General features: G+C 74.2%; 24 protein-coding genes. 20 read left to right on the forward strand and 4 right to left on the reverse strand.

Going from position 1 to position 23423, the window contains the following annotated elements:
* Window positions 1-69: 69 nt before the first annotated feature.
* Window positions 70-876 carry an IclR family transcriptional regulator gene (locus IE321_RS30925; RefSeq protein WP_043223962.1) on the reverse strand — a complete coding sequence of 269 codons (807 nt, stop codon included), beginning with the start codon at window positions 874-876 and terminating at the stop codon, window positions 70-72.
* 326 nt (window positions 877-1202) lie between these two features.
* Between IE321_RS30925 and allB the strand changes: the two genes are divergently transcribed.
* Together allB and alc are read left to right on the forward strand one after the other, a co-directional pair.
* Entirely contained in the window at window positions 1203-2540 is a 1338-nt protein-coding gene (allB, locus tag IE321_RS30930; protein WP_043223963.1) for an allantoinase AllB, read from the forward strand.
* Between the two features lie 3 nt (window positions 2541-2543).
* Window positions 2544-3662: an allantoicase gene (gene alc, locus IE321_RS30935; RefSeq protein ID WP_043223964.1), complete on the forward strand. Its 1119-nt coding sequence runs from the start codon at window positions 2544-2546 to the stop codon at window positions 3660-3662.
* A gap of 219 nt (window positions 3663-3881) precedes the next feature.
* On the opposite strand, the gene IE321_RS30940 is transcribed toward alc, so the two are convergent.
* A complete protein-coding gene (locus IE321_RS30940; RefSeq protein WP_190225313.1) occupies window positions 3882-4622 on the reverse strand; it encodes an SDR family NAD(P)-dependent oxidoreductase in 741 nt (246 codons plus the stop codon).
* 174 nt (window positions 4623-4796) lie between these two features.
* On the opposite strand from IE321_RS30940, the gene IE321_RS30945 reads away from it, so the two are divergent.
* Both IE321_RS30945 and IE321_RS30950 read left to right on the forward strand, forming a co-directional pair.
* Window positions 4797-5408, forward strand: coding sequence for a dihydrofolate reductase family protein (locus tag IE321_RS30945; RefSeq protein ID WP_190225314.1), 612 nt, complete (start codon window positions 4797-4799; stop codon window positions 5406-5408).
* A gap of 114 nt (window positions 5409-5522) precedes the next feature.
* Window positions 5523-6455 carry a DMT family transporter gene (locus tag IE321_RS30950; protein ID WP_190225315.1) on the forward strand — a complete coding sequence of 311 codons (933 nt, stop codon included), beginning with the start codon at window positions 5523-5525 and terminating at the stop codon, window positions 6453-6455.
* 43 nt (window positions 6456-6498) lie between these two features.
* On the opposite strand, the gene IE321_RS30955 is transcribed toward IE321_RS30950, so the two are convergent.
* Window positions 6499-6723 (reverse strand): hypothetical protein, encoded by a 225-nt coding sequence (locus IE321_RS30955; RefSeq protein WP_190225316.1) that lies wholly within the window; start codon window positions 6721-6723, stop codon window positions 6499-6501.
* A gap of 144 nt (window positions 6724-6867) precedes the next feature.
* Here IE321_RS30955 and IE321_RS30960 point away from each other — a divergent pair, with 144 nt between their 5' ends.
* Genes IE321_RS30960 through IE321_RS30970 form a run of 3 tightly spaced genes read left to right on the forward strand, consistent with a single transcriptional unit; the run spans window position 6868 to window position 9192 of the window.
* Window positions 6868-8082, forward strand: coding sequence for a sensor histidine kinase (locus IE321_RS30960; RefSeq protein WP_190225317.1), 1215 nt, complete (start codon window positions 6868-6870; stop codon window positions 8080-8082).
* A complete protein-coding gene (locus IE321_RS30965) occupies window positions 8079-8765 on the forward strand; it encodes a response regulator transcription factor (protein WP_190225318.1) in 687 nt (228 codons plus the stop codon). The genes IE321_RS30960 and IE321_RS30965 overlap by 4 nt, the downstream gene beginning before the upstream one ends.
* Window positions 8766-8775: 10 nt before the next feature.
* Window positions 8776-9192, forward strand: a complete 417-nt coding sequence (locus IE321_RS30970) for a PaaI family thioesterase (protein ID WP_190225319.1) — start codon at window positions 8776-8778, stop codon at window positions 9190-9192.
* An 88-nt stretch (window positions 9193-9280) separates the two neighbouring features.
* Here IE321_RS30970 and IE321_RS30975 read toward each other — a convergent pair whose 3' ends face one another.
* On the reverse strand, window positions 9281-10273 hold the full coding sequence (locus tag IE321_RS30975) for a Gfo/Idh/MocA family protein (protein WP_190225320.1): 993 nt from the start codon (window positions 10271-10273) through the stop codon (window positions 9281-9283).
* Window positions 10274-10467: 194 nt separating this feature from the next.
* On the opposite strand from IE321_RS30975, the gene IE321_RS30980 reads away from it, so the two are divergent.
* The 13 genes from IE321_RS30980 to IE321_RS31040 all read left to right on the forward strand — a co-directional run bounded on the left by IE321_RS30980 (window position 10468) and on the right by IE321_RS31040 (window position 23414).
* Entirely contained in the window at window positions 10468-11487 is a 1020-nt protein-coding gene (locus IE321_RS30980; RefSeq protein ID WP_079021987.1) for a sugar ABC transporter substrate-binding protein, read from the forward strand.
* Window positions 11484-12545, forward strand: a complete 1062-nt coding sequence (locus IE321_RS30985; RefSeq protein WP_043223974.1) for an ABC transporter permease — start codon at window positions 11484-11486, stop codon at window positions 12543-12545. Before IE321_RS30980 ends, IE321_RS30985 begins: the two co-directional genes overlap by 4 nt.
* Window positions 12542-13336 carry an ATP-binding cassette domain-containing protein gene (locus IE321_RS30990; RefSeq protein ID WP_043223975.1) on the forward strand — a complete coding sequence of 265 codons (795 nt, stop codon included), beginning with the start codon at window positions 12542-12544 and terminating at the stop codon, window positions 13334-13336. The genes IE321_RS30985 and IE321_RS30990 overlap by 4 nt, the downstream gene beginning before the upstream one ends.
* A 56-nt stretch (window positions 13337-13392) precedes the next feature.
* Window positions 13393-14556 carry an ROK family glucokinase gene (locus IE321_RS30995; RefSeq protein ID WP_190225321.1) on the forward strand — a complete coding sequence of 388 codons (1164 nt, stop codon included), beginning with the start codon at window positions 13393-13395 and terminating at the stop codon, window positions 14554-14556.
* Window positions 14553-15167, forward strand: a complete 615-nt coding sequence (locus IE321_RS31000; protein ID WP_226651458.1) for a hypothetical protein — start codon at window positions 14553-14555, stop codon at window positions 15165-15167. The genes IE321_RS30995 and IE321_RS31000 overlap by 4 nt, the downstream gene beginning before the upstream one ends.
* A gap of 61 nt (window positions 15168-15228) precedes the next feature.
* On the forward strand, window positions 15229-16134 hold the full coding sequence (locus tag IE321_RS31005; RefSeq protein ID WP_043223977.1) for an aldo/keto reductase: 906 nt from the start codon (window positions 15229-15231) through the stop codon (window positions 16132-16134).
* Window positions 16135-16210: 76 nt separating this feature from the next.
* Entirely contained in the window at window positions 16211-17491 is a 1281-nt protein-coding gene (gene glsA / locus IE321_RS31010; RefSeq protein ID WP_190225322.1) for a glutaminase A, read from the forward strand.
* Between the two features lie 181 nt (window positions 17492-17672).
* Entirely contained in the window at window positions 17673-19109 is a 1437-nt protein-coding gene (locus IE321_RS31015) for a DEAD/DEAH box helicase (RefSeq protein ID WP_190225323.1), read from the forward strand.
* A 96-nt stretch (window positions 19110-19205) separates the two neighbouring features.
* The gene (pcaDC, locus tag IE321_RS31020; RefSeq protein WP_079021988.1) at window positions 19206-20477 is read left to right on the forward strand and encodes a bifunctional 3-oxoadipate enol-lactonase/4-carboxymuconolactone decarboxylase PcaDC; all 1272 of its coding nucleotides are present in this window, start codon (window positions 19206-19208) and stop codon (window positions 20475-20477) included.
* 53 nt (window positions 20478-20530) lie between these two features.
* On the forward strand, window positions 20531-21163 hold the full coding sequence (locus IE321_RS31025; RefSeq protein ID WP_043223982.1) for an MBL fold metallo-hydrolase: 633 nt from the start codon (window positions 20531-20533) through the stop codon (window positions 21161-21163).
* Window positions 21164-21208: 45 nt separating this feature from the next.
* Complete coding sequence (locus tag IE321_RS31030; protein WP_043223983.1) at window positions 21209-21988, forward strand: exodeoxyribonuclease III; 780 nt, start codon at window positions 21209-21211, stop codon at window positions 21986-21988.
* An 83-nt stretch (window positions 21989-22071) separates the two neighbouring features.
* Entirely contained in the window at window positions 22072-22509 is a 438-nt protein-coding gene (locus IE321_RS31035; protein WP_043223984.1) for a DUF6278 family protein, read from the forward strand.
* Window positions 22510-22670: 161 nt separating this feature from the next.
* Window positions 22671-23414, forward strand: a complete 744-nt coding sequence (locus tag IE321_RS31040) for an amino acid ABC transporter ATP-binding protein (protein ID WP_043223985.1) — start codon at window positions 22671-22673, stop codon at window positions 23412-23414.
* The last annotated feature ends 9 nt before the right edge of the window (window positions 23415-23423 follow it).

Here is a 23423-nt window from a genome sequence, read left to right on the forward strand (position 1 = left end):
CAACTGCCCACAACGGAACGGCGGAGCCGGAGCCCCAGACGGGCGCAGCCCGCAGTGGGGCGCCCGGGGTCAGGGCTGGGTGTTGGGGGTGGTGGTGGTGAGGGCGGTGGAGAGTTCCTGGGCCACCTGCTGGAGGATGGGGACGATCTTCTCCGTGGCCGCCTCGGTGACCCGTCCGGCCGGGCCGGAGATGGAGATGGCCGCCGCCGTGGGCGAGTCGGGCACCGACACCGCGAGGCACCGGACCCCTATCTCCTGCTCGTTGTCGTCGACGGCGTACCCCGTCTCGCGGACCGCCGCGAGCGCCGCGAGGAAGCCGTCCGCCGTGGTGATGGTCTTCTCGGTGGCGGCCGGCATGCCGGTACGGGCGAGCAGCGCGCGCACCTCGTCGTCGGGCGTGTACGCGAGGAGCGCCTTGCCGACGCCGGTGGAGTGCGGCAGCACCCGGCGGCCGACCTCGGTGAACATGCGCATGGAGTGCTTGGACGGCACCTGCGCGACGTACACGATCTCGTCGCCGTCGAGGAGCGCCATGTTCGCCGTCTCGCCGGTCTCCTCGACGAGCCGGGCGAGGTAGGGGCGGGCCCAGGTGCCGAGGAGGCGGGAGGCGGACTCGCCGAGGCGGATGAGGCGGGGGCCGAGCGCGTACCGCCGGTTCGGCTGCTGGCGTACGTAGCCGCAGGCGACGAGGGTGCGCATCAGGCGGTGGATCGTGGGCAGCGGGAGCCCGCTGCTGGCGGAGAGCTCGCTGAGCCCGACCTCGCCCCCCGCGTCGGCCATCCGTTCCAGAAGGTCGAAGGCGCGCTCGAGGGACTGGACGCCACCGCTCGCGGCGGGCTTGGCGGCGTCGGTGGTGCTGGCGCTGGACGGCGGCACGTCAACGGTCCTTTCGGGGCAGGCGGGCAAGGCAGCAGCCTACCGGGCCGCCGGGCCGGGCACAGTGTGCGGGGCCCGGCGTACCGGCCGGTCAGCGGGGTGTTTGTCCGTTGTCGGCGGCTGCTCGGCGGGGGTCGGGTCCGCCCCGCCTGTGCGGAGCTACCTTCTACTGTACGAAATTCGCATTCCACTTTGTGGAAACATCTAAGCAGGGTCCTTCGGGTGTTCCCTGGAGGGGCGCGCCCTTGACGACATGTCGTCCCGGCCGCAGACTCCTTCAACAGTTCGTTGAAATTCTGCTTCGTGGAAGTGGAACGGGAAGGGGCATGGTGGACGTCAACCTGGTACTGCGCTCGACACGGGTCATCACCCCGGAGGGCACGCGGCCGGCGGCCATCGCCGTCTCGGGCGGGACGATCGCGGCGGTGCTGCCGTACGACGCCGAGGTGCCGGCCGGGGCGGTCCTGGAGGACGTCGGCGACGACGTGGTCCTGCCCGGTCTGGTCGACTCCCACGTGCACGTGAACGACCCGGGCCGTACGGAGTGGGAGGGCTTCTGGACGGCGACCCGCGCGGCCGCCGCCGGTGGCATCACCACGATCGTCGACATGCCGCTGAACTCGCTGCCGCCCACCACGACGGTGGAGAACCTGCGGACCAAGCAGGACGTCGCCCGGGCGAAGGCGCACGTGGACGTCGGTTTCTGGGGCGGTGCGCTGCCGGACAACGTCAAGGACCTGCGCCCGCTCCACGACGCCGGTGTCTACGGCTTCAAGTGCTTCCTGTCCCCGTCGGGCGTGGAGGAGTTCCCCGAGCTGGACCAGGAGCAGCTGGCCCGGTCCCTGGCGGAGATCGCCGGTTTCGACGGGCTGATGATCGTGCACGCCGAGGACCCGCACCATCTGGCGGCCGCGCCGCAGAAGTCGTCCTCGCAGTACGCGGACTTCCTGGCCTCGCGGCCGCGGGACGCGGAGAACACCGCGATCCAGAACCTGATCGACCAGGCCCGGCGGCTGGACGCCCGCGTCCACGTGCTGCACCTGTCGTCCTCGGACGCGCTGCCGCTGATCGCCGCGGCGAAGGCCGAGGGCGTGAAGGTCACGGTGGAGTCGTGTCCGCACTTCCTCACCCTGACGGCGGAGGAGATCCCGGACGGCGCCACCGAGTTCAAGTGCTGCCCGCCGATCCGTGAGGCGGTCAACCAGGACGCGCTGTGGCAGGGCCTGGCCGACGGTGTCATCGACTGCATCGTCTCGGACCACTCGCCGTCGACCGCCGACCTGAAGACCCCCGACTTCGCCTCCGCCTGGGGCGGCATCTCGTCCCTCCAGCTCGGGCTGCCCGCGATCTGGACCGAGGCCCGCCGCCGCGGCCACGACCTCACCGACGTCGTGCGCTGGATGTCCGAGGGCCCGGCCCGCCTCGCCGGGCTCGACCGCAAGGGCGCCATCGCCGAGGGCAAGGACGCGGACTTCGCCGTCATCGACCCCGAGGCGACCTTCACCGTCGACCCGGTCGAGCTCCAGCACCGCAACCGCATCACCGCCTACGCGGGCAAGACCCTCCACGGCGTGGTCACCTCCACCTGGCTGCGCGGCGAGCGGATCAACGACCGCGGCACCCTGGCCGAGCCCTCCGGCCGCCTCCTCGAAAGGAACAACTGACCCGTGAGCACCGGCATACCCTCCTTCACCGGCGACGCCAGCCCCTTCGGCGGCGGCGACCCGTACGCCGACTACCGCACGGCCGAGTTCCCCTTCACCCAGTACGCGGACCTGGCCGACCGCCGCCTCGGCGCCGGCGTCATCGCGGCCAACGACGAGTTCTTCGCCGAGCGCGAGAACCTGCTGAAGCCCGAGGCCGCCGAGTTCGACCCCGAGCACTTCGGCCACAAGGGCAAGATCATGGACGGCTGGGAGACCCGCCGCCGGCGCGGCGTCTCGGCCGCCGAGCCGCACCCGACCGCCGAGGACCACGACTGGGCCCTCGTCCGGCTCGGCGCTCCCGGCGTGATCCGCGGCATCGTCGTCGACACCGCCCACTTCCGCGGCAACTACCCGCAGGCCGTCTCCGTCGAGGCCACGTCCGTAGCCGGCTCGCCCTCGCCCGAGGACCTGCTCGCCGACGACGTGAAGTGGACGACGCTCGTCCCGCGCACCGCCATCGGCGGCCACGCCGCCAACGGCTTCGCCGTCGACGTCGAGCAGCGCTTCACCCACCTCCGCGTCAACCAGCACCCGGACGGCGGCATCGCCCGCCTCCGCGTGTACGGCGAGGTCGCCCCCGACCCGGCGTGGCTGGACGTCCTCGGCACCTTCGACCTCGCCGCCCTGGAGAACGGCGGCCAGGTCGAGGACGCCTCGGACCGCTTCTACTCGCCGGCCACCAACACCATCCAGCCCGGCCGCTCCCGCAAGATGGACGACGGCTGGGAGACCCGCCGCCGCCGCGACAAGGGCAACGACTGGATCCGCTACTCCCTCGTCGCCGAGTCCGCGATCCGCGCCGTCGAGATCGACACGGCCTACCTCAAGGGCAACAGCGCCGGCTGGGCCGCGCTCTCCGTGGCCGCCGAGGGCTCCGAGGACTGGACCGAGATCCTGCCCCGGACCCGCCTCCAGCCCGACACCAACCACCGCTTCGTGCTCGACGCGCCGGCCGTCGGCTCCCGGGTGCGGATCGACATCTACCCGGACGGCGGCATCTCCCGCCTCCGTCTCTTCGGCTCCCTGACCGAGGCGGGCGCGGCCCGGCTCACCGCCCGCCACCAGGAGCTGGGCGGCTGAGCGGAGCCCGTACGACTCCGGGGGCCCGGCCGGCCGACACCGACCGGCCCCCGGCGACGGCCCGGAGAACCCTCCGGGCCCCCGGCCCCGCGCGCCCTCCGGCTCATGCGCCGGGCCCACCCCCGACTGGGCGGGTACGACACCCCGCCCGGCCCGCGAGGGCGCACCGACCCGACAGCACCGGTGCGCCCTCGCGAACCTCTTCCTCCGGCGCGGCCGTCACGCCGCGTGCCCGCCGTCCACGGACAGCTCCGCGCCCGTCACGTACCGGCCGTCCGGGCCCGCCAGGTAGGCGACGGCCGCCGCCACCTCGTCCGGGGTGCCGAAGCGGCCCAGCGCGGTCAGCGCGACCTGCCCCTCCGCCATCGGGCCGTCCGCCGGGTTGAGGTCCGTGTCGACCGGGCCCGGGTGGACGAGGTTCGCGGTGATCCCGCGCCCGCCCAGCTCGCGCGCCAGCGCCCGGTTCAGGCCCGCCAGCGCCGCCTTGCTCATCGCGTACAGCGTCCCGCCGGGGCCCGGTACCCGCAGGGTCATGCAGGTGCCGATGGTGATGATCCTGCCCCCGTCCGGCAGCCGCTCGGCCGCCGCCCGGGAGGCGAGGAAGGCCGCGCGGACGTTCACCGCGAGCACCCGGTCCACATCGGCGAGGGTCAGCGCGGCGAGGGGGCCGAGGACGCCGACGCCGACGTTGTTGACCAGCACGTCGAGCCGCCCCAGGCCGTCCGCGGCCCGGTGCACCGCGCCCGCCGCCTCCCCGGCGTCGTCCGGCTGGGCGCGCAGCGGCAGGGCCCGCTGGCCGGCCGCCTCGATCCGGGCCGCGACCTTCTCGGCCGCCGTCTCGTCGCGTACGTAGGTGAACGCCACGTCCGCGCCCTCCCGGGCGAGCCGTACCGCCGTCGCCGCGCCGATGCCGCGGCTGCCGCCCGTCACCAGTACCGCCGTCCCGTTCATCGTGGACATCGCCTTCTGCCTCCTCGGATCGCACAACTGGTTGCGGATTCAAGGAAACTCGGGGCGGGGAGTCCGTGCTGGCGGCCATCGGACACCGAGTTCGGCGGGACCGATGAGTTCCGCCGCCCGGCGCGGTCGACACCGGTGGAACACGATGGAAGCGAACGACGAAAGGCATCCGCCATGGCCACCCTCAGCCTCACCCAGTTCCTCACCCTCGACGGCGTCCACCAGGCCCCCGGCGGCCCCGACGAGGACCGCAGCGGAGGCTTCGAGCACGGCGGCTGGTCCGTGCCCTTCGGCGACGAGGACTTCGGCCGCCGCATCGAGGAGATCTTCGCCCGGCCCACCGCCTTCCTCCTGGGCCGCCGCACCTACGACATCTTCGCGGGCTACTGGCCGAAGCAGACCGACCCGTCCGACCCCGTCGCGAGCAAGCTCAACGCCCTGCCCAAGTACGTCGCCACCACCACCCTCGACTCCGCCGGCTGGGAGCACACGACCCTGCTGCGCGGGGACGTCGTCCAGGAGGTCGCCGCGCTCAAGGAGAGCCTCGACGGCGAGATCCAGATGCACGGCAGCGCCGGGCTCGCCCGCACCCTGCTCGACCACGACCTCATCGACACCCTCCACCTGCACGTCTTCCCGGTCGTCCTGGGCAGCGGCCGCCGGCTCTTCGCCGAGGGGGTCCGGCCGACCGCCTTCCGGCTCGTCGAGGCGTCCGTCACCGGCACGGGCGTCACCCTCCACACGTACGAGCGCGTGGGCCGCCCGACGTACGGCAGCTACGCCTGAGCGGGCCCGGAAGATTTGTGTAGTCACCACCGGCACCGCCGGGTACGGTGATCGCTCCGCGTGCGAGCCGACGAAGTCTCCACCCCGTCAGCAGACTTGGAGACCCGGACCGACATGGCCGCTTCGTCCGCTTCGCCGTACGCCGCACCCGCGGCCTCCTCCGTCCGGCGCCGCGCCTGGCTCACCGACCTGCCGCTGCTGCTCGTCGCCGTCTTCTGGGGCGGCAGCTACCTCGCCGCCAAGGGCATCACCACCAGCCACACCGTCGTCGCCGTCCTCGTGCTGCGCTTCGCGCTGGTGGTGCCCGTCCTGGTCGCCGCCGGGTGGCGCGGGCTGCGGGCGCTGACCGGCGCGCAGTGGCGGGGCGCGGCCCTGCTCGGCGGGATCCTCGCCGGGATCTTCCTCCTGGAGACCTACGGCGTCGTCCACACCTCCGCCACCAACGCGGGTCTGATCATCAGCCTCACCATGATCTTCACCCCGCTCGCCGAGGCGGCCGTCACCCGGACCCGGCCCTCGCGCGGCTTCCTCGGCGCCGCCGGGCTCTCCGTCGCCGGCGTCGTCCTGCTCACCCAGGGCGCGGGCTTCACCGCCCCCTCCTCGGGCGACCTGCTGATCCTCCTGGCGGCGGTCGCCCGGACCGTGCACGTCCTCGCCATGGCCCGGATCAAGGCCGTCCGGTCGGCCGACTCGCTCTCCCTGACCACCGTCCAGCTCGGCACCGCCGTCCTCGCCTTCGCCGTGCTCGCGGCCGTCGGCGGCGGCGCCACCCCGTGGGCGACCGCGCTGGACTTCGGCCCCCGCGAATGGGCCGGACTGGTCTTCCTCTCCGTCTTCTGCACGCTCTTCGCCTTCTTCGTGCAGATGTGGGCCGTCCGCCGCACCTCCGCGTCCCGGGTCAGCCTGCTGCTCGGTACGGAGCCGCTGTGGGCCGCCCTCGCCGGCATCGCGCTCGCCGGCGACCGCCCGGGCGTCCTCGGCCTGGCCGGCGCCGTCCTGGTCCTCGCCGGCACGGCCTGGGGCCGCCGCGGCGCCGACGCCCCGTAGGCGGTGAGCAGGCCCGGGCCCGCCTCACGGCGGGCCCGGACGGTCAGACCTTCTTCTCCACCCGGTCCGAGACGATCATCAGGACCAGGCCGAGGACCGCGATCACGATGTTCGCGTAGACCTCGCGGCCCTCCAGGAACCACACGTGGTCCGTCAGGAAGCGGGTCAGGCCCATGAACGAGAACCAACCGTCCGTCAGTTCGCGGATCACGCCGCAGACGCCGAAGACACAGAGCAGGAAGCCGCTGACCTCAAGAAATTTCCTCATGGGACGATCATGGAAGCGCCCCGCGGCCCGCCGCGTCCGCCGCCGGTCCACCGCCCCGCGACCGAAGTATCGATCCGTGCGACTTAGGTCGACGCCGGACGCCGGGGACCGGTGCGGCGGGTCCCGGCTGCGTACATTGCGGATATGACGCGAACGGACCGGCAGCGCTGGCTGCTCCCCTCCCACCTGGTCGCACCGGGCGGGTCCGGGGCCACCCGGCCCCGGCGCACCGTGCGCGACTGGGTCGTCGACACCCTGATCTTCCTGCTCGCCGCGCTCTTCGGACTCGTCGCCCTCGACACGAGCTCCCGCTACCACAGCGACCCCGTCAACCTGATGGACCAGATCGCCGGCGCCCTCGCCTGCTGCGCGCTCTGGTTGCGCCGCAGGTGGCCGACGGGCCTCGCCGCGGTGCTCGCGGTCGTGGGCGCGCTCGTCCCGGTCGCCGCCGGGGCCATGCTCGCGAGCCTCTTCAGCGTCGCCGTCCGGCGGCCCTTCCGGGACATCGCCTGGATCGTCGGGATCGCCCTCGCCGGGTCCGTCGCCACCGTCTTCGTCCGGCCCGACCCGGAGACGGGCGCGGCCCTCGGGATCGTCCTCGGCGTCGCCCTCACCCTCCTCGTCACCGCCTGGGGCATGCTCGTCCGGGCCCGCCGCCAGCTCGTCGAGGCGCTGCGCGAGCGCGCCGAGCGGGCCGAGGCGGAGGCCGAACTGCGGGCCGCGCAGGCCCAGCGGCTGGCCCGCGAGGCCATCGCCCGCGAGATGCACGACGTCCTCGCCCACCGGCTCACCCTGCTCAGCGTCCACGCCGGCGCCCTGGAGTTCCGGCCCGACGCCCCGCCCGAGCAGATCGCCCGCGCCGCCGGCGTCATCCGCGACAGCGCCCACGACGCCCTCCAGGACCTGCGCGAGATCATCGGCGTGCTGCGCGCCCCGGGGGAGGAGAGCGGCGGCGGCGACCGGCCGCAGCCCACCCTCGCCACCCTCGGCGCGCTCGTCGAGGAGTCCCGCGAGGCCGGGATGCGGGTCGTCCTCGACTCCACGGTCGACGACCCCGGCTCGGTGCCCGCCGCCACCGGCCGCACCGTCTACCGCATCGCCCAGGAGGGCCTCACCAACGCCCGCAAGCACGCCCCCGGCGCCGAGGTCACCGTCGTCATCGGCGGCCGGCCCGGCGACGGGCTCACCGTCGAGGTCCGCAACCCCGCGCCCGGCGGAGCCGTGCCGCACGTCCCCGGCTCGGGCCAGGGCCTCATCGGGCTCTCCGAGCGCGCCGTCCTGGCCGGCGGGCGCTTCGACCACGGCCCGACCCCCGGGGGCGGGTTCGCCCTCACGGCCTGGCTACCGTGGCCCGCATGACCATCCGGCTGCTCCTCGTCGACGACGACCCCCTGGTCCGCGCGGGCCTCGCCCTGATGCTCGGCGGCGCCGAGTCCATCGAGATCGTCGGCGAGGGCTCCGACGGCAGCGAGGTCCCCGACCTCGTCGCCCGGCTCGCCCCCGACGTCGTCCTCATGGACATCCGCATGCCCCACGTCGACGGGCTCACCGCCACCGAGCGGCTGCGGGCCCGCGCGGACGCCCCCGAGGTGATCGTCCTGACCACCTTCCACGCCGACGAGCAGGTGCTCCGCGCCCTGCGCGCCGGGGCCGCCGGCTTCGTCCTCAAGGACACCGCGCCCGCCGAGATCGCCCGCGCGGTCCGCCGGGTCGCCGCGGGCGACCCGGTCCTCTCCCCGGCCGTCACCCGCCAGCTCATGAGCCACGTCGCCGGGGCGCCCGAGGCCCTGCCCCGGCGCAGCACCGCCGCCGACCGGCTGGCCGCGCTCGCCGACCGCGAGCGGGAGGTGGCCGTCGCGGTGGGCCGCGGCGCCTCCAACGCCGAGATCGCCGCCCAGCTGTTCATGAGCGTCCCCACCGTGAAGACGTACGTCTCCCGGCTGCTCGCCAAGCTCGGCCTCAACAACCGGGTCCAGGTCGCCCTCCTGGTCCACGACGCCGGCCTCCTCGACGACGACCCGCAGGGCCGTACCGGCGAGTAGGGTGAGGCGGATGACCACCACCGACGCCCTGTCCACGGCGCGCGAGATCCTGCGGGCCCAGCCGTTCAGCCGCCTCGTCGGCGCCGACGTCAGCGCCTTCGGCGACGGCGGCGCCACCCTGGAGCTCCCGATCCGGGAGGACCTGCTCCAGCAGAACGGCTTCGTGCACGGCGGGGTCCTCTCGTACGCCGCCGACAACGCGATCACCTTCGCCGCCGGCGCCGCCCTCGGCCCCGCCGTCCTCACCGCCGGCTACTCCATCGACTACGTCCGCCCCGCCGTCGGCGTCACCCTGCGCGCCCGCGCCGAGGTCCTGCACGCCGGCCGCCGCCAGGCCGTCGTCCGCTGCGAACTCCTCACCGTCGACGAGGAGGGCGCCGAAACCCTCTGCGCCCTCGCCCAGGGCACGGTCCGCACGGTCGGCTAGACCCCGGGACCGTCCGTACGGCCCGGGGCGCGACGCGACGCGACGCCATGCCATGCCATGCCTCCTCGCGGCAGGACGGATCCCGGCCCTATCCGTCCACCCGCACCGGACGGCCCTCGCGCCGGGAGCGCTCGCAGGCGTCCGCGACCCGCAGGGCGGCCAGGGCCTCGCGGCCGTCGCACGCGTTGGGTGCCTCGCCGCGCACCAGCCGGACGAAGGCGTCCAGCTCCGCCTCGTACGCGGGGCCGAAGCGCTCCAGGAAACCGGGCCAGGGCTTGGGCGGGGGAGCGGCCGAGTGCGGCTCCAGCGAGGTGAGCGGGGTGCGCTCGTCCAGGCCCACCACCAGCTGGTCGCGGTCGCCCGCCAGCTCCATCCGCACGTCGTAGCCGGCGCCGTTGCAGCGGGTCGCGGTCGCGGTCACCAGGGTGCCGTCGTCCAGGGTGAGCAGCGCGGCGGCCGTGTCCACGTCCCCGGCCTCGCGGAACATCGCCGGGCCCGCGTCCGCGCCGCGCGCGTACACCTCCACGACCTCCCGGCCGGTCACCCAGCGCACGATGTCGACGTCGTGGACCATGCAGTCCCGGAAGAGGCCGCCGGAGAGCGGCAGGTAGGCGGCGGGCGGCGGCTCCGGGTCCGAGGTCACCGTCCGCACCGTGTGCAGCCTCCCCAGCCGGCCCGCCCGGACGGCCTCCCGGGCCGCGCGGTAGCCGGCGTCGAAGCGGCGCATGAAGCCCAGCTGGAGCTCGGTGCCCGCCTCCGCCACCGCGGCCAGCGCCACCAGCGTGCCCGGCACGTCCAGGGCGATCGGCTTCTCGCAGAAGGCCGGCAGGCCCGCGCGCGCGACCCGGGCGATCAGCTCCGCGTGCGCGGCCGTCGCCGAGGCGATCGCCACCGCGTCCCGGGCCCGGCCGAGCAGCGCCGTCACGTCCGGCGCGGCCTCGGCGCCCACCGCCGCCGCCACCGTCGCCGCCCGCGCCGGGTCGGCGTCGGCGACGACCAGCGAGCCGACCTCCGGATGCCGGGCGAGGACCCCCGCGTGGAAGCTCCCGATCCGGCCCGTACCGATGAGTCCGATGCGCATGGCCCCACCGTGAGCCGCCCGTCGGGGCGGTGTCAAGGTCATCCCGGCGCGCCCCGCCGCTGCCCCTTCGCGCCGCCTTCGATGGTCCGTACGTAGGGCCCGCCGGAGCGGGGTAGGGCCCCCTGACGAGCGGCGGTACCCGCATGACCGATACTGCAATGCACGCAGAAGGACACAAAGGAGGGCACGGCCTCGTGACCAGGCTTCGGACAGGAGGGGTACGCGCCGCGATCGGCGCCGTGCTCGCACTCGCGCTCACGGGAGCGCTCGCCGGGTGCAGCAGCACGGGCGGCAAGCGGGCGGAGGACGCCCGCAAGGCGGCCGCGGCCCAGGGCCGGGCGGCCGTGGACACCCCCCGCTGGACCTTCGCGATGGTGACCCACTCCGGCGACGGGGACACCTTCTGGGACATCGTCCAGAACGGCGCCGAGCAGGCCGCCGCCAAGGACAACATCAACTTCCTCTACGCCCACAGCGACGAGGCGCAGCAGCAGGCGCAGCTGATCGACTCGTACGTCGCCAAGGGCGTCGACGGGCTCATCGTCACCCTCGCCAAGCCCGACGCCATGAAGGCCGCCGTCGAGAAGGCCGTCAAGGCCGGCATCCCGGTGATCACCGTGAACTCCGGCGCCGCGCAGTCCAAGGACTTCGGCGCCCTCACCCACATCGGGCAGGACGAGACCGTCGCCGGCGAGGCCGTCGGCGAGGAGCTGACCGAGCGCGGCAGGAAGAAGGCGCTCTGCGTCCTGCACGAGCAGGGCAACGTCGGCCACGAGCAGCGCTGCGCCGGCGCCGGGGAGACCTTCGACGGCGAACTCGTGAACCTCTACGTCGACGGCACCAACATGCCCGACGTGAAGGCGTCCATCGAGGCCAAGCTCCAGGCCGACAAGGACGTCGACGCCGTCGTCACCCTCGGCGCGCCCTTCGCCGACGCGGCCGTGCAGGCCGTCCGGAGCACCGGCAGCAAGGCCGAGGTCGACACCTTCGACCTCAACGCCAAGGTCGCGACGGCCCTCGCCGACGGCACCCTCGGCTTCGCCGTCGACCAGCAGCCCTACCTCCAGGGCTACGAGGCCGTCGACCTGCTCTGGCTCTACCGCTACAACGCCGACGTCCTCGGCGGCGGCAAGCCCGTCCTCACCGGACCGCAGATCATCACCAAGGACCAGGCCGCCGAGCTGAAGAAGTACACGGAGCGGGGGACCCGATGAGCGCCACCGCACCTCCCGCGGGAGGCGACGGCGTCGACCACGTCGACGAACGGCTGCTGCGCACCACCCCGCTGAAGAAGCTCCTGGCCCGCCCCGAACTGGGCTCGGTGGTCGGCGCGATCGCCGTCTTCGCCTTCTTCGCGGTCGTCGCCGACAGCTTCCTGCGGCCCGCCAGCCTCGGCACCGTCCTCTACGCCGCCTCCACCCTCGGCATCATGGCCGTCCCGGTCGCGCTGCTGATGATCGGCGGCGAGTTCGACCTCTCGGCCGGCGTCCTGGTGACCAGCTCGGCGCTGGTGTCCTCGATGTTCAGCTACCAGATGACCGCGAACGTCTGGGTAGGCGTCGGCGTCTCGCTCCTGGTGACCCTCGCCGTCGGCGCCTTCAACGGCTTCATGCTGACCCGGACGAAACTGCCCAGCTTCATCATCACGCTCGGCACCTTCCTCATGCTCACCGGCCTGAACCTGGGCCTCACCAAGCTGATCGCCGGCACCGTCTCCACCAAGTCGATCGCCGACATGGAGGGCTTCCCCTCCGCCCACTCCGTCTTCGCCTCCACCCTCACCGTCGGCGGCGTCGAGCTGAAGGTCACCATCCTGTGGTGGCTCGGCCTGGTGGCGGTGGCCACCTGGATCCTGCTCCGCACCCGCTTCGGCAACTGGATCTTCGCCGTCGGCGGCGGCGCCGACGCGGCCCGCGCGGTCGGCGTCCCGGTCTACCGGACCAAGATCGGCCTCTACATGGGCGTGGCCTTCTGCGCCTGGATCGCCGGCCAGCACCTGCTGTTCTCCTTCGACGTCGTGCAGTCCGGCGAGGGCGTCGGCAACGAGCTGATCTACATCATCGCGGCCGTCATCGGCGGCTGCCTCATCACCGGCGGCTACGGCTCGGCCATCGGCTCCGCCGTCGGCGCCCTCATCTTCGGCATGACCAGCAAGGGCATCGTCTACGCCGAGTGGAACCCCGACTGGTTCAAGTTCTTCCTGGGCGCGATGCTGCTGCTCGCGACCCTCCTGAACGCCTGGATCCGCAAGCGCGTGGAGGCCACCAAGTGACGACCGACACCGCTCCGCTGGTGCAGCTGGACGACGTCAGCAAGTACTACGGCAACATCCGCGCCCTCGAAGGGGTCTCCCTGGAGGTCCGGGCGGGCGAGATCACCTGCGTCCTCGGCGACAACGGCGCCGGCAAGTCCACCCTCATCAAGATCGTCGCCGGGCTGCACCGGCACGACGCCGGCACCTTCCGCGTCGAGGGCGAGGAGGTCTCGCTCGCCAACCCGCGCGACGCCCTCGACCGGGGTATCGCCACCGTCTACCAGGACCTGGCCGTCGTCCCGCTCATGCCGGTCTGGCGGAACTTCTTCCTCGGCTCCGAGCCCACGAAGGGCAAGGGCCCGCTCAAGCGGCTCGACACCGGGCTGATGCGGACCACCACCCGCGAGGCGCTGCTCCGCATGGGCATCGACCTCCGGGACGTCGACCAGCCGATCGGCACCCTCTCCGGCGGCGAGCGCCAGTGCGTGGCCATCGCCCGCGCCGTCCACTTCGGCGCCAAGGTCCTCGTCCTCGACGAGCCGACCGCCGCCCTCGGCGTCAAGCAGTCCGGCGTCGTCCTCAAGTACGTCGCCGCCGCCCGCGACCAGGGCCTCGGCGTGGTCCTCATCACCCACAACCCCCACCACGCCTTCCTGGTCGGCGACCGCTTCGTGCTGCTCAAGCGCGGGGTGATGGCCGCGAGCCACACCAAGGACTCGGTGACGCTCGACGAGTTGACCCGCCAGATGGCGGGCGGCAGCGAGCTCGACGACCTCCGCCACGAGCTGGAGCGGCCCGCCGGGCCGTGACCCGCCCCGAGGTCTCATCACGCGGACCCGACGCCCCTCCTGGCAGAATCGACCCGGTGAACACCTACCGTGACCCGGCCGCCCGGGGCGGCGTCCTGCGGACCGTCGGCACCCGCGAGCGGCGCTCCCACCTGTCGGCGCCCCGGGTGCCGACGGTGGGCATCGACATCGGCGGGACCAAGGTGATGGCGGGCGTCGTCGACGCCGACGGCACCATCCTGGAGAAGATCCGCACCGAGACCCCGGACAAGTCCAAGAGCCCCAAGGTCGTCGAGGACACCATCGTCGAGCTGGTCCTGGACCTCTCCGACCGGCACGACGTGCACGCCGTCGGCATCGGCGCGGCCGGCTGGGTCGACGCCGACCGGGCCCGCGTCCTCTTCGCCCCCCACCTGGCCTGGCGCAACGAACCCCTCCGGGACGCCCTCCAGGACCGGCTCGCCGTCCCCGTCATGGTGGACAACGACGCGAACACCGCCGCCTGGGCCGAGTGGCGCTTCGGCGCCGGACGCGGCGAGGACCACCTCGTCATGATCACCCTGGGTACGGGCATCGGCGGCGCCATCCTGGAGGACGGCAAGGTCAAGCGGGGCAAGTACGGCGTCGCCGGCGAGTTCGGGCACATGCAGGTCGTGCCCGGCGGCCACCGCTGCCCCTGCGGCAACCGCGGCTGCTGGGAGCAGTACAGCTCCGGAAACGCCCTGGTCCGCGAGGCCCGCGAGCTGGCCGCCGCCGACTCCCCGGTGGCCTACGAGATCATCGAGCGGGTGAAGGGGAACATCCCCGAGATCACCGGCCCCCTCATCACCGAGCTGGCCCGCGAGGGCGACGCCATGTGCGTCGAGCTCCTCCAGGACATCGGCCAGTGGCTGGGCGTCGGCATCGCCAACCTCGCCGCCGCCCTCGACCCCTCCTGCTTCGTCATCGGCGGCGGCGTCTCCGCCGCCGACGACCTGCTCATCGGCCCCGCCAGGGACGCCTTCCGCCGCCACCTCACCGGCCGCGGCTACCGCCCCGAGGCCCGGATCACCCGCGCCCAGCTCGGCCCCGAGGCCGGCATGGTCGGCGCCGCCGACCTGGCCCGGCTCGTCGCCCGCCGCTTCCGCCGCGCCAACCGGCGCCGGGTGGAGCGCTACGAGCGGTACGAGCGCTACGCGCAGGCGCTGCGCCCCGGCACCCACGGGCGCACCTCCCGCACCCCCGAGGAACCCGGCTCATGACCCTGCACCACCCGCCCTCCGGCACGCCGGCCGGCCCCCCCGAGGAACTGCTGCCCGAGCCGCGGTCGCCCGAGGGGCGGCTGCCGGAGGACCGGGGCCGCATGATCCGCCGCCGCTGGCTGACGGCGGTCATCATCGTCCTGCTCGTCGGCATCCCCGCCGGCTACCTCGTCATCTCCGCGGGGCAGAGCCGGGAGAGCGGCATCGACAAGGAGCGCGAGTCCTCCGTCGTCGGCCTCCAGGACAACTGGCCCTCGCTGATGAAGCGCCGGGTCTTCGAGGTCCCCGTCCCGGCGGGCGCCTCCGGCGTCGCCTACTACGAGACCAGCAACTGGAAGACCAGCCGGCTGTACGTGCGGTTCACCACCACGGCGACCGGCCTCGACACCTTCCTGGCCGAGTCGGGCACCGGCCGCTCCGCGCTCACCTCCGGCCGGATCACCGTCTCCGACCGGGACGCCGACATCGTCGGCTGGACCTTCCCCGACGGTCTGACCTGGTCGGGCACCACGGTCGACCGCGAGGACCCGCGCCCGTCCACCGACATCACCGTCGACCTCACGGACCCGGCCTTCCCCCGCGTCTTCGCGGTTTCCACCACCAGCCCCTGAACCCCCTCCCTAGGATCCCGGGGAGGGGCGTACCGCGCCTCGGAGACGGGGGGCGAGGACGATGGCGGGGACGACGACCGGGGTGGGCCGGGCCGAGCTGGGCCGGGGCGGGCCGCTGATCGCGGGGCAGGGCCTCGGATGCATGCGCCTGGAGGACGCCACCTCCGACCGGGTGGTCCGGCGGGCCCTCGACCTGGGCGTCACCTTCCTGGACACCGCCGAACTGTACGGCGACGGGCGGAACGAGGAGCTGGTCGGACGCGCCCTGCGCGGCCGCCGCGAGGAGGCGTTCCTCTGCACCAAGGGCGGCGTCCGGCGGAACGCGGCCGGGGCGCCGGAGCCGCGCGGCGACGCCGCCTCCCTGCGGGCCTCCTGCGAGGCCAGTCTGCGCCGGCTCGGCACCGACACCGTGGACCTCTACTACCTGCACCGGCGCGACCCCGCGGTGCCCGTCGAGGAGTCCGTCGGCGCCCTGGCCGCACTCGTCGCCGAGGGCAAGGTGCGCCACCTCGGCCTCTCCGGCGTCACCGCCGCCGAGCTGCGCGCCGCGCACGCCGTCCACCCCGTCGCCGCCCTCCAGTCCGAGTGGTCCCTGGTCGCCCGCGGGATCGAGGCCGTCGTGCCGGTCTGCGCCGAGCTGGGCGTGACCGTGGTGCCGTACTGCCCCCACGGCCGGGGCCTGATCGGCCCCGGTCTCACGGCCTCGGACGCCTGGGTGAAGTGGAACGCGCCCCGCCACACCGGGCTGCCCTCCCGCATGGCGGCCGTCGCCCGGCGGCACGGAGTGAGCCCGCACCGGATCGCGCTGGCCTGGGTCCACCGGCGGGCCGAGGTCTGGGACCTCCCGGTCGTCCCGATCCCCGGCACCCGGGCCGTACGCCATCTGGAGGAGAACGCCGCCGCGGCCGCCCTGCGCCTCTCCGCCGCGGACCTCGCGCTCCTCGACCCCCGGGAGGAGCCGGCGTAGCCACCGGCCGGGGGGCGGGCGCGTCCGGCCCGGGGGAGGCTGGAGTCCGCACCCGCCCCGAGGAAGGCCCGATGCGATGGATCCGGTGACCGACGCCCTGGACGAGGTCCACCGACGGCTGCGCGGGCTGCGCGACGGACGGGTCGCCGACTACATCCCCCAGCTGGCGACGGCCGACCCCGACGACTTCGGCATCGCCCTCGTCAGCATGGCCGGGCACGTCTACCGGGCCGGGCGGACGGACGTCCCCTTCACCGTCCAGTCGGTGTCCAAGCCCTTCGTGTACGCGCTCGCGCTGGACGACCTCGGCCCCGAGGAGGTGCTGCGCAGGGTCGGCGCGGAACCGAGCGGCGACCCCTTCAACGCCATCAGCCTGGCCCCGGACAGCGGGCGTCCCGCCAACCCGATGATCAACGCCGGCGCGATCGCCACCACCGCGCTGGTCCGCGCCGACGGCCCGGCGGCGCGCTTCCGGCGCATCCTCGACCACCTCTCGGCCTTCGCCGGCCGGCCGCTCGACGTCGACGAGGACGTCTACGCCGGCGAGGCCGCGACCGGCGACCGGAACCGCGCCCTGGCCTATCTGATGCGCTCGGCGGGCTCGCTGAACGCCGACCCGGACGAGACCGTCGACACGTACTTCCGCCAGTGCTCCGTGCGGGTCACCGTCGTCGACCTGGCGGTGATGGCGGCGACCCTCGCCAACGGCGGCCGCAACCCCGTCACCGGCGTCCAGGTCGTCTCCGAGCCCGACGTCGTGCGCACCCTGGCGGTCATGGCCACCTGCGGCATGTACGACGGCGCGGGCGCATGGCTCCTCGACGTCGGCCTGCCCGCGAAGAGCGGTGTCTCCGGCGGGCTCATCGCGGCGAGCCCGGCCCGTTTCGGCGTCGCCGTCCACAGCCCTCCGCTGGACGCGTCCGGCAACCCGGTCCGGGGCGTGGCGGCCCTGCGTGCCATGTCGGAGCGCTTCGGGCTGCACATCATGCACGGCCCGGGGGTGCGCGCCACGACCGTGACCGGCGCCGAGCGCTTCGAGCACGACGGCCGCCCGATCGGCGTGGTGACCGCCCAGGGGACCCTGGAGTTCACCGAGTTCGAGGCGGTGGTGCGGGCCGTGCGGGAGATCACCCCGGCCACCCCGGGCCGGGTCGTCCTGGACCTGACGGCCGTCACGGCGGTGCTGCCGGGATCGGCGGCCGGCCTGGCCGCGATCCTCGGCGACCTCGCCGCGCACGGCCACGGCACCGCCGTCGCCGCCCAGCGGCCCTTCGTCGAGGTCGCCGAGGGCCGCCCCCGCACCTGGCGGCTCTTCCCCACCCGCGCCGAGGCCCTGGCCTGGTGCCGCGCCGACTGACCGGCGGTGCCGCCCCGGCCGCGGCGGGTGCCGGGCCGCTTCGGCGTGCCCTCGGCGGTGCCGGGATCCTGCCGTTCCGGTGTGCCCCCGGCCCGGGCGGATCCCGCCCCCGGGGCCCGTCCGGGGCCCCCGCCCCCGGCGCCGGGGCTCCGGGCGGCGGCGGTGACCCACAATGGACCCCATGAACCGTTCCTCCCGCCCGGACCACAGCCCCCGCCCCGCCGCCTCCAAGGACGACTTCGCGCAGCCGGTCAGTCACACCCCGGCCCTGCCCGCCGTCGCCTCCTTCGACGAGCTCGGGCTGCCCGCCGAGGTACGGGAACTGCTCACCGCCCAGGGAGTCGTCACGCCCTTCCCGATCCAGGCCGCCACCCTGCCGAACGCCCTCGCCGGGCGGGACGTGCTCGGGCGCGGGCGGACCGGCTCCGGCAAGACGCTCGCCTTCGGGCTGCCGCTCCTGGCGCGGCTGGCCGGCAGCCGGGCGGAGGCGCGCAAGCCCCGGGCGCTGGTGCTCGTGCCCACCCGCGAGCTGGCCCAGCAGGTGACCGACGCGCTCGCCCCCTACGCCGGGGCGCTGAAGCTGCGGCTCGCCACCGTCGTCGGCGGCATGTCGATCGGCCGGCAGGCCACCGCCCTGCGCGACGGGGCAGAGGTCGTCATCGCCACTCCCGGCCGCCTCATGGACCTCGTCGAGCGCAAGGACGCCCGCCTGGACCGGGTCGAGATCACCGTCCTCGACGAGGCCGACCAGATGGCCGACATGGGCTTCATGGACCAGGTCACCGCCCTGCTCGACCTGGTCCGCGACGGGGGCCAGCGGATGCTGTTCTCCGCCACCCTCGACAAGAACGTCGACCTGCTGGTCGAGCGCTACCTCCACGACCCGGTCGTCCACTCGGTCGACCCCTCGGCCGCCGCCCACGCCACCATGGAGCACCACGTCCTCCAGGTGCACGGCGCCGACAAGTTCGCCACCGCCACCGAGATCGCCGCCCGCGACGGCCGCGTGATCATGTTCCTGGCGACCAAGGCGGCCGTCGACCGCTTCACCGCCCACCTGCGCGGCAGCGGCGTCCGGGCCGCCGCCCTGCACGGCGACAAGTCCCAGCCGCTGCGCACCCGCACCCTGGAGCGGTTCCGCAGCGGCGAGGTGCCCGTCCTCGTCGCCACCAACGTCGCCGCCCGCGGCATCCACGTCGACGACATCGACCTCGTCGTGAACGTCGACCCGCCTGCCGACCACAAGGACTACCTGCACCGCGGCGGCCGCACCGCCCGCGCCGGCGGCTCCGGCACCGTGGTCACCCTGGTCCTGCCCGACCAGCGCAAGGACGTGCTCCGCCTCATGGCGGACGCCGGGCTCCGCCCCCGGGTCACCCAGGTCCGCTCCGGCGAGGCGGAGCTCAGCCGCATCACCGGCGCCAAGGCCCCCTTCGGCGTCCCGGTCGACGGCAGCGCCCCCAGCGCCGAGCGCGCCCGACGCGGCGGCGCGCAGTTCCGCGGCATGGGCACCGTCCCCGGCAAGCCCGGCCGCGCCAAGAACGAGTCCCGCCGTTCGGCCGAGGACCGGAAGCTGGCCGAGGCCCGCAAGGCGGCCCGGATCCGCCGCGGCCGCTGACCCCACGGGGCTCCGCCCGGCCCGCCCGCCCCTCCGTCCCCGCGAATTCCCGCCCCGGCGCCCCGCGGCGTCCGGAGAGATGAGAGGGTCGGGCGAGTGAGTGAGACACCGACGAACACCCTGCAATACCGCGTCGACGGGCCCGAGGACGCACCCGTCCTGGTCCTGGGCCCCTCGTTGGGCACCACCTTCCACATGTGGGACCGCCAGATCCCCGAGCTGATCCGGGACCGGCGCGTCGTCCGCTTCGACCTGCCCGGCCACGGCGGCGCGCCCGCGCAGCCCTTCACCTCCGTCGCGGAGCTCGGGGACCGCGTCCTCGCGACCCTCGACACCCTCGGCATCCAGCGCTTCGGCTACGCCGGCTGCTCCCTGGGCGGCGCCGTGGGCCTGGACCTCGCCCTGCGCGCCCCGCACCGGGTCGCCTCGCTGGCCCTGGTCGCCACCGCCCCCCGGTTCGGCACCGCCGACGAGTTCCGCCAGCGCGGCGTCGTGGTCCGCACCAACGGCCTGGAGCCGATGGCCCGCACGGCGCCCGAGCAGTGGTTCACCCCGCACTTCGCCGCCAACCAGCCCGCCATCGTCGACTGGGCCGTCCAGATGGTGCGGACCACCGACGCCCCCTGCTACGTCGCCGCCTGCGAGGCCCTCGCCCTCTTCGACGTACGGGCCGCCCTCGGCTCCATCGGGGTGCCCGCGCTCGTCCTGGTCGGCTCGGAGGACCGGGTCACCGGCCCCGCCGAGGCCCGCACGCTCGTCGCCGGCATCGCCGACGCCAAGCTGGCCGTCGTCCCGGGCGCCTCCCACCTCGCCCCGGTCGAGCAGCCGGCCGCCGTCACCGACCTGCTCCTGGAGCACTTCTCGGCGACCTCCCACGAGACCAGCGGCACCCTCGCCGTACCGCCGCCCGTGCCCGTGCCCGCCCCGGTCCCCGCCGAGGCCGCCCCCGCCCCGGCCGACGCCGAGGACGGCGAGCCCGCACCGGCCGGGCGCCCCGACCCGTACGAGAAGGGGCTCGGGCTCCGCCGCGAGATCCTCGGCGACGCCCATGTCGACCGCGCGCTCGCCGACGAGGACACCGCCGACTTCCAGGAGCTCGTCACCCGCTACGCCTGGGGCGAGGTCTGGGCCCGGGACGGCCTCGACCGGCGCACCCGCAGCGTCGTCACCCTCACGGCCCTCGTCGCCGGCGGGCACCGCGAGGCGCTCGCCGACCACACCCGGGCCGCTCTCCGCAACGGCCTCTCGCCCGCCGAGATCCGCGAGATCGTGCTCCACACCGCCGTCTACTGCGGGCTGCCGGCCGCCGAGACCGCCCTCGCCGCGGTCGGCCGGGTCATCACCGAGGAGACCACGCCGCCGGCGTAGGCCGGGCCGCTTCCACCCGAGCCGGGCCCGCACGCCCGGCGTAGGGTGAGGCCGTGAAGCTGACGAAGAAGTCCCACGCCTGCGTCCGGCTGGAGAAGGACGGGCGGACGCTCGTCCTCGATCCCGGGATGTTCACGGAGGAGGACGCCGTGCTCGGTGCCGACGCGCTCCTCGTCACCCACGAGCACCCGGACCACTTCGACGAGGGGCGGCTGCGCGCCGCCCTGGAGGCGAATCCGGCGGCCGGGCTGTGGACCCTGCGCAGCGTCGCCGAGCAGCTCGCCCCGGCCTTCCCGGGCCGGGTGCACACCGTCGGGCACGGCGACGCCTTCACCGCCGCCGGCTTCGACATCGAGGTCCACGGCGAGCTGCACGCCGTGATCCACCCGGACCTGCCGCGCGTCACCAACGTCGGCTTCCTCGTCGACGGCGCCGTCTTCCACCCCGGCGACGCCCTGACGGTCCCCGGCCGCCCGGTGGACACCCTGCTGCTGCCGGTGATGGCGCCGTGGAACAAGATCTCCGAGGTGATCGACTACGTCCGCGAGGTCCGGCCGCGCCGGGCGTACGACATCCACGACGCCCTCCTGACCGACCTGGCCCGGCCCATCTACGACCGGCAGATCGGCGCCCTCGGCGGCACCGACCACCAGCGGCTCGCCTCCGGCGCCTCCGTCGGGCTGTGAGCCGGATCCGGGCCGCTGTCGGTGCCCGCCAGTAGGGTGGGCGTCATGCGCATCGCCACCTGGAACGTCAATTCGATCACCGCTCGGCTGCCCCGAGTGCTGGCCTGGCTGGAGAGCAGCGGCACCGACGTGCTGTGCATCCAGGAGACCAAGTGCGGCGCCGAGCAGTTCCCCGCCGACGAGCTGCGCGCGCTGGGCTACGAGTCGGTGGTCAACGCCACCGGCAGGTGGAACGGCGTGGCCCTGCTCTCCCGCGTAGGCTTCGAGGACGTCGTCACCGGTCTGCCGGGCGGCCCCGACTACGACGGCGTGCAGGAGCCCCGCGCGATCTCCGCGACCTGCGGCCCGGTCCGCGTCTGGTCGGTCTACGTGCCCAACGGCCGGGAGATCGCCCACGAGCACTACGCGTACAAGCTGCGCTGGCTGGACGCGCTGAAGACGGCCGTCGGCGAGGACGCGGCCGGCGGCCGCCCCTTCGCCGTCCTCGGCGACTACAACATCGCCCCGACCGACGCCGACGTCTGGGACGTCTCCCTCTTCGAGGGCGCCACCCACGTCACCGAGCCCGAGCGCGCTGCCCTCGCCGGGCTCCGCGAGACCGGCCTCACCGACGTCGTCCCGCGCCCCCTCAAGTACGACCACCCGTACACGTACTGGGACTACCGCCAGCTCGCCTTCCCGAAGAACAAGGGCATGCGCATCGACCTCGTGTACGGCAACAAGCCCTTCGCGGAGGCCGTGAAGGACAGCTACGTGGACCGCGAGGAGCGCAAGGGCAAGGGCGCCTCCGACCACGCCCCGGTCGTCGTCGACCTCGACCTCTGACCGCCGCCCGGCCCGCCCGGCGCGCCGGACGGTCTCCGCGTGCCGGGTGGTGGACCGGCGGGTGACGGTGCGACGCTGTTCCGATGAACATCCCGTTTCTCGACCACTGGCGCAAGCGGCGGGAGACCGCCCCGACCCCGCTGGCCACGGCCTTCGAGGGTGACCCGGAGGGCCTGGCGGAGCTGCTCGCCGAGTGCGAGCTGCTCCGCGCCCGGGTCGAGTCGGCGGGCGTCACCCTCGACGACACCCCGCGCTCGCTCCAGGAGCTGGACCAGCTCCCGCCGCGCTGGCGCGACGACCCCGAGGAACTGCCGTGGTTCGGCAACGACGCGGGGCTCTACCTCGGCACCGTCCTCGTGCGCACCGTGCCGGGCGCCCACTGGCGGGTGTGGCCGAACGGCGGTCCGGTCGTCGTCCTGGAGTCCGGCCGCGAGGTCCCGGTCGTCGAGTACGGCGTCGAGTGGGCGATGACCGGCGCGCCCGAGCTCTCCCAGGCGTACGCGGAGGCCGCCGAACAGTGACGTAAATACGGCTAATCCCCGATTGCCCCGTTCGGGCGTGTCGGGCGTGAAGTCCCTTTTCCCGGCGGATAGTTTGCGCTGTCTCGACGCACCTCGCATCGACCGACACCGCGGGGGCACACCGCATCGGCACACCGCCGGGAAACGGGGCTGGGCAGCGCATGACCGTCGATCCGCTGATCGAACTGCGTGGCGTGAACAAGCACTACGGCACGCTGCACGTCCTCCAGGGCATCGACCTCACGGTCGGCCGCGGCGAGGTCGTCGTCGTCATCGGTCCCTCGGGCTCCGGAAAGTCCACCCTCTGCCGCGCCATGAACCGGCTGGAGACCGTCGAGTCCGGCGAGATCCGCGTCGACGGCCGCCCCCTGCCCGAGGAGGGCAAGGACCTGGCCCGGCTGCGCGCCGAGGTCGGCATGGTCTTCCAGTCCTTCAACCTCTTCGCCCACAAGACCGTCCTCGCCAACGTCTCCCTGGCGCAGATCAAGGTGCGCCGGCGCGGGAGGGCGGAGGCCGACCGGCGCTCCCGCGCCCTCCTCGACCGGGTCGGACTCGCCGCCCACGCCGACAAGTACCCCGCCCAGCTCTCCGGCGGGCAGCAGCAGCGCGTCGCCATCGCCCGCGCCCTCGCCATGGACCCCAAGGCGCTCCTCTTCGACGAGCCCACCTCCGCCCTCGACCCCGAGATGATCAACGAGGTCCTGGAGGTGATGCAGCAGCTCGCCCACGAGGGCATGACCATGGTCGTCGTCACCCACGAGATGGGCTTCGCCCGCTCCGCCGCCAACCGCGTCGTCTTCATGGCCGACGGCCGGATCCTGGAGGACCGCGCCCCCGAGGAGTTCTTCACCGCGCCGCGCACCGAGCGCGCCAAGGACTTCCTCTCCAAGATCCTCTCGCACTGACCGGGGTGG

Origin of the sequence: Streptomyces hydrogenans (assembly GCF_014656075.1) — a bacterium.
Lineage (GTDB): Bacteria > Actinomycetota > Actinomycetes > Streptomycetales > Streptomycetaceae > Streptomyces > Streptomyces hydrogenans.

Bases quoted from the DNA above. Each gene is read 5' to 3' on its own strand.
- allB (WP_043223963.1), top strand. From the start codon at position 1,203: ATGGTGGACGTCAACCTGGTACTGCGCTCGACACGGGTCATCACCCCG.
- IE321_RS30940 (WP_190225313.1), bottom strand. From the start codon at position 4,622: ATGTCCACGATGAACGGGACGGCGGTACTGGTGACGGGCGGCAGCCGC.
- IE321_RS30945 (WP_190225314.1), top strand. From the start codon at position 4,797: ATGGCCACCCTCAGCCTCACCCAGTTCCTCACCCTCGACGGCGTCCAC.
- IE321_RS30950 (WP_190225315.1), top strand. From the start codon at position 5,523: ATGGCCGCTTCGTCCGCTTCGCCGTACGCCGCACCCGCGGCCTCCTCC.
- IE321_RS30955 (WP_190225316.1), bottom strand. From the start codon at position 6,723: ATGAGGAAATTTCTTGAGGTCAGCGGCTTCCTGCTCTGTGTCTTCGGC.
- IE321_RS30960 (WP_190225317.1), top strand. From the start codon at position 6,868: ATGACGCGAACGGACCGGCAGCGCTGGCTGCTCCCCTCCCACCTGGTC.
- IE321_RS30965 (WP_190225318.1), top strand. From the start codon at position 8,079: ATGACCATCCGGCTGCTCCTCGTCGACGACGACCCCCTGGTCCGCGCG.
- IE321_RS30970 (WP_190225319.1), top strand. From the start codon at position 8,776: ATGACCACCACCGACGCCCTGTCCACGGCGCGCGAGATCCTGCGGGCC.
- IE321_RS30975 (WP_190225320.1), bottom strand. From the start codon at position 10,273: ATGCGCATCGGACTCATCGGTACGGGCCGGATCGGGAGCTTCCACGCG.
- IE321_RS30985 (WP_043223974.1), top strand. From the start codon at position 11,484: ATGAGCGCCACCGCACCTCCCGCGGGAGGCGACGGCGTCGACCACGTC.
- IE321_RS31000 (WP_226651458.1), top strand. From the start codon at position 14,553: ATGACCCTGCACCACCCGCCCTCCGGCACGCCGGCCGGCCCCCCCGAG.
- IE321_RS31005 (WP_043223977.1), top strand. From the start codon at position 15,229: ATGGCGGGGACGACGACCGGGGTGGGCCGGGCCGAGCTGGGCCGGGGC.
- glsA (WP_190225322.1), top strand. From the start codon at position 16,211: ATGGATCCGGTGACCGACGCCCTGGACGAGGTCCACCGACGGCTGCGC.
- IE321_RS31015 (WP_190225323.1), top strand. From the start codon at position 17,673: ATGAACCGTTCCTCCCGCCCGGACCACAGCCCCCGCCCCGCCGCCTCC.
- IE321_RS31030 (WP_043223983.1), top strand. From the start codon at position 21,209: ATGCGCATCGCCACCTGGAACGTCAATTCGATCACCGCTCGGCTGCCC.
- IE321_RS31035 (WP_043223984.1), top strand. From the start codon at position 22,072: ATGAACATCCCGTTTCTCGACCACTGGCGCAAGCGGCGGGAGACCGCC.
- IE321_RS31040 (WP_043223985.1), top strand. From the start codon at position 22,671: ATGACCGTCGATCCGCTGATCGAACTGCGTGGCGTGAACAAGCACTAC.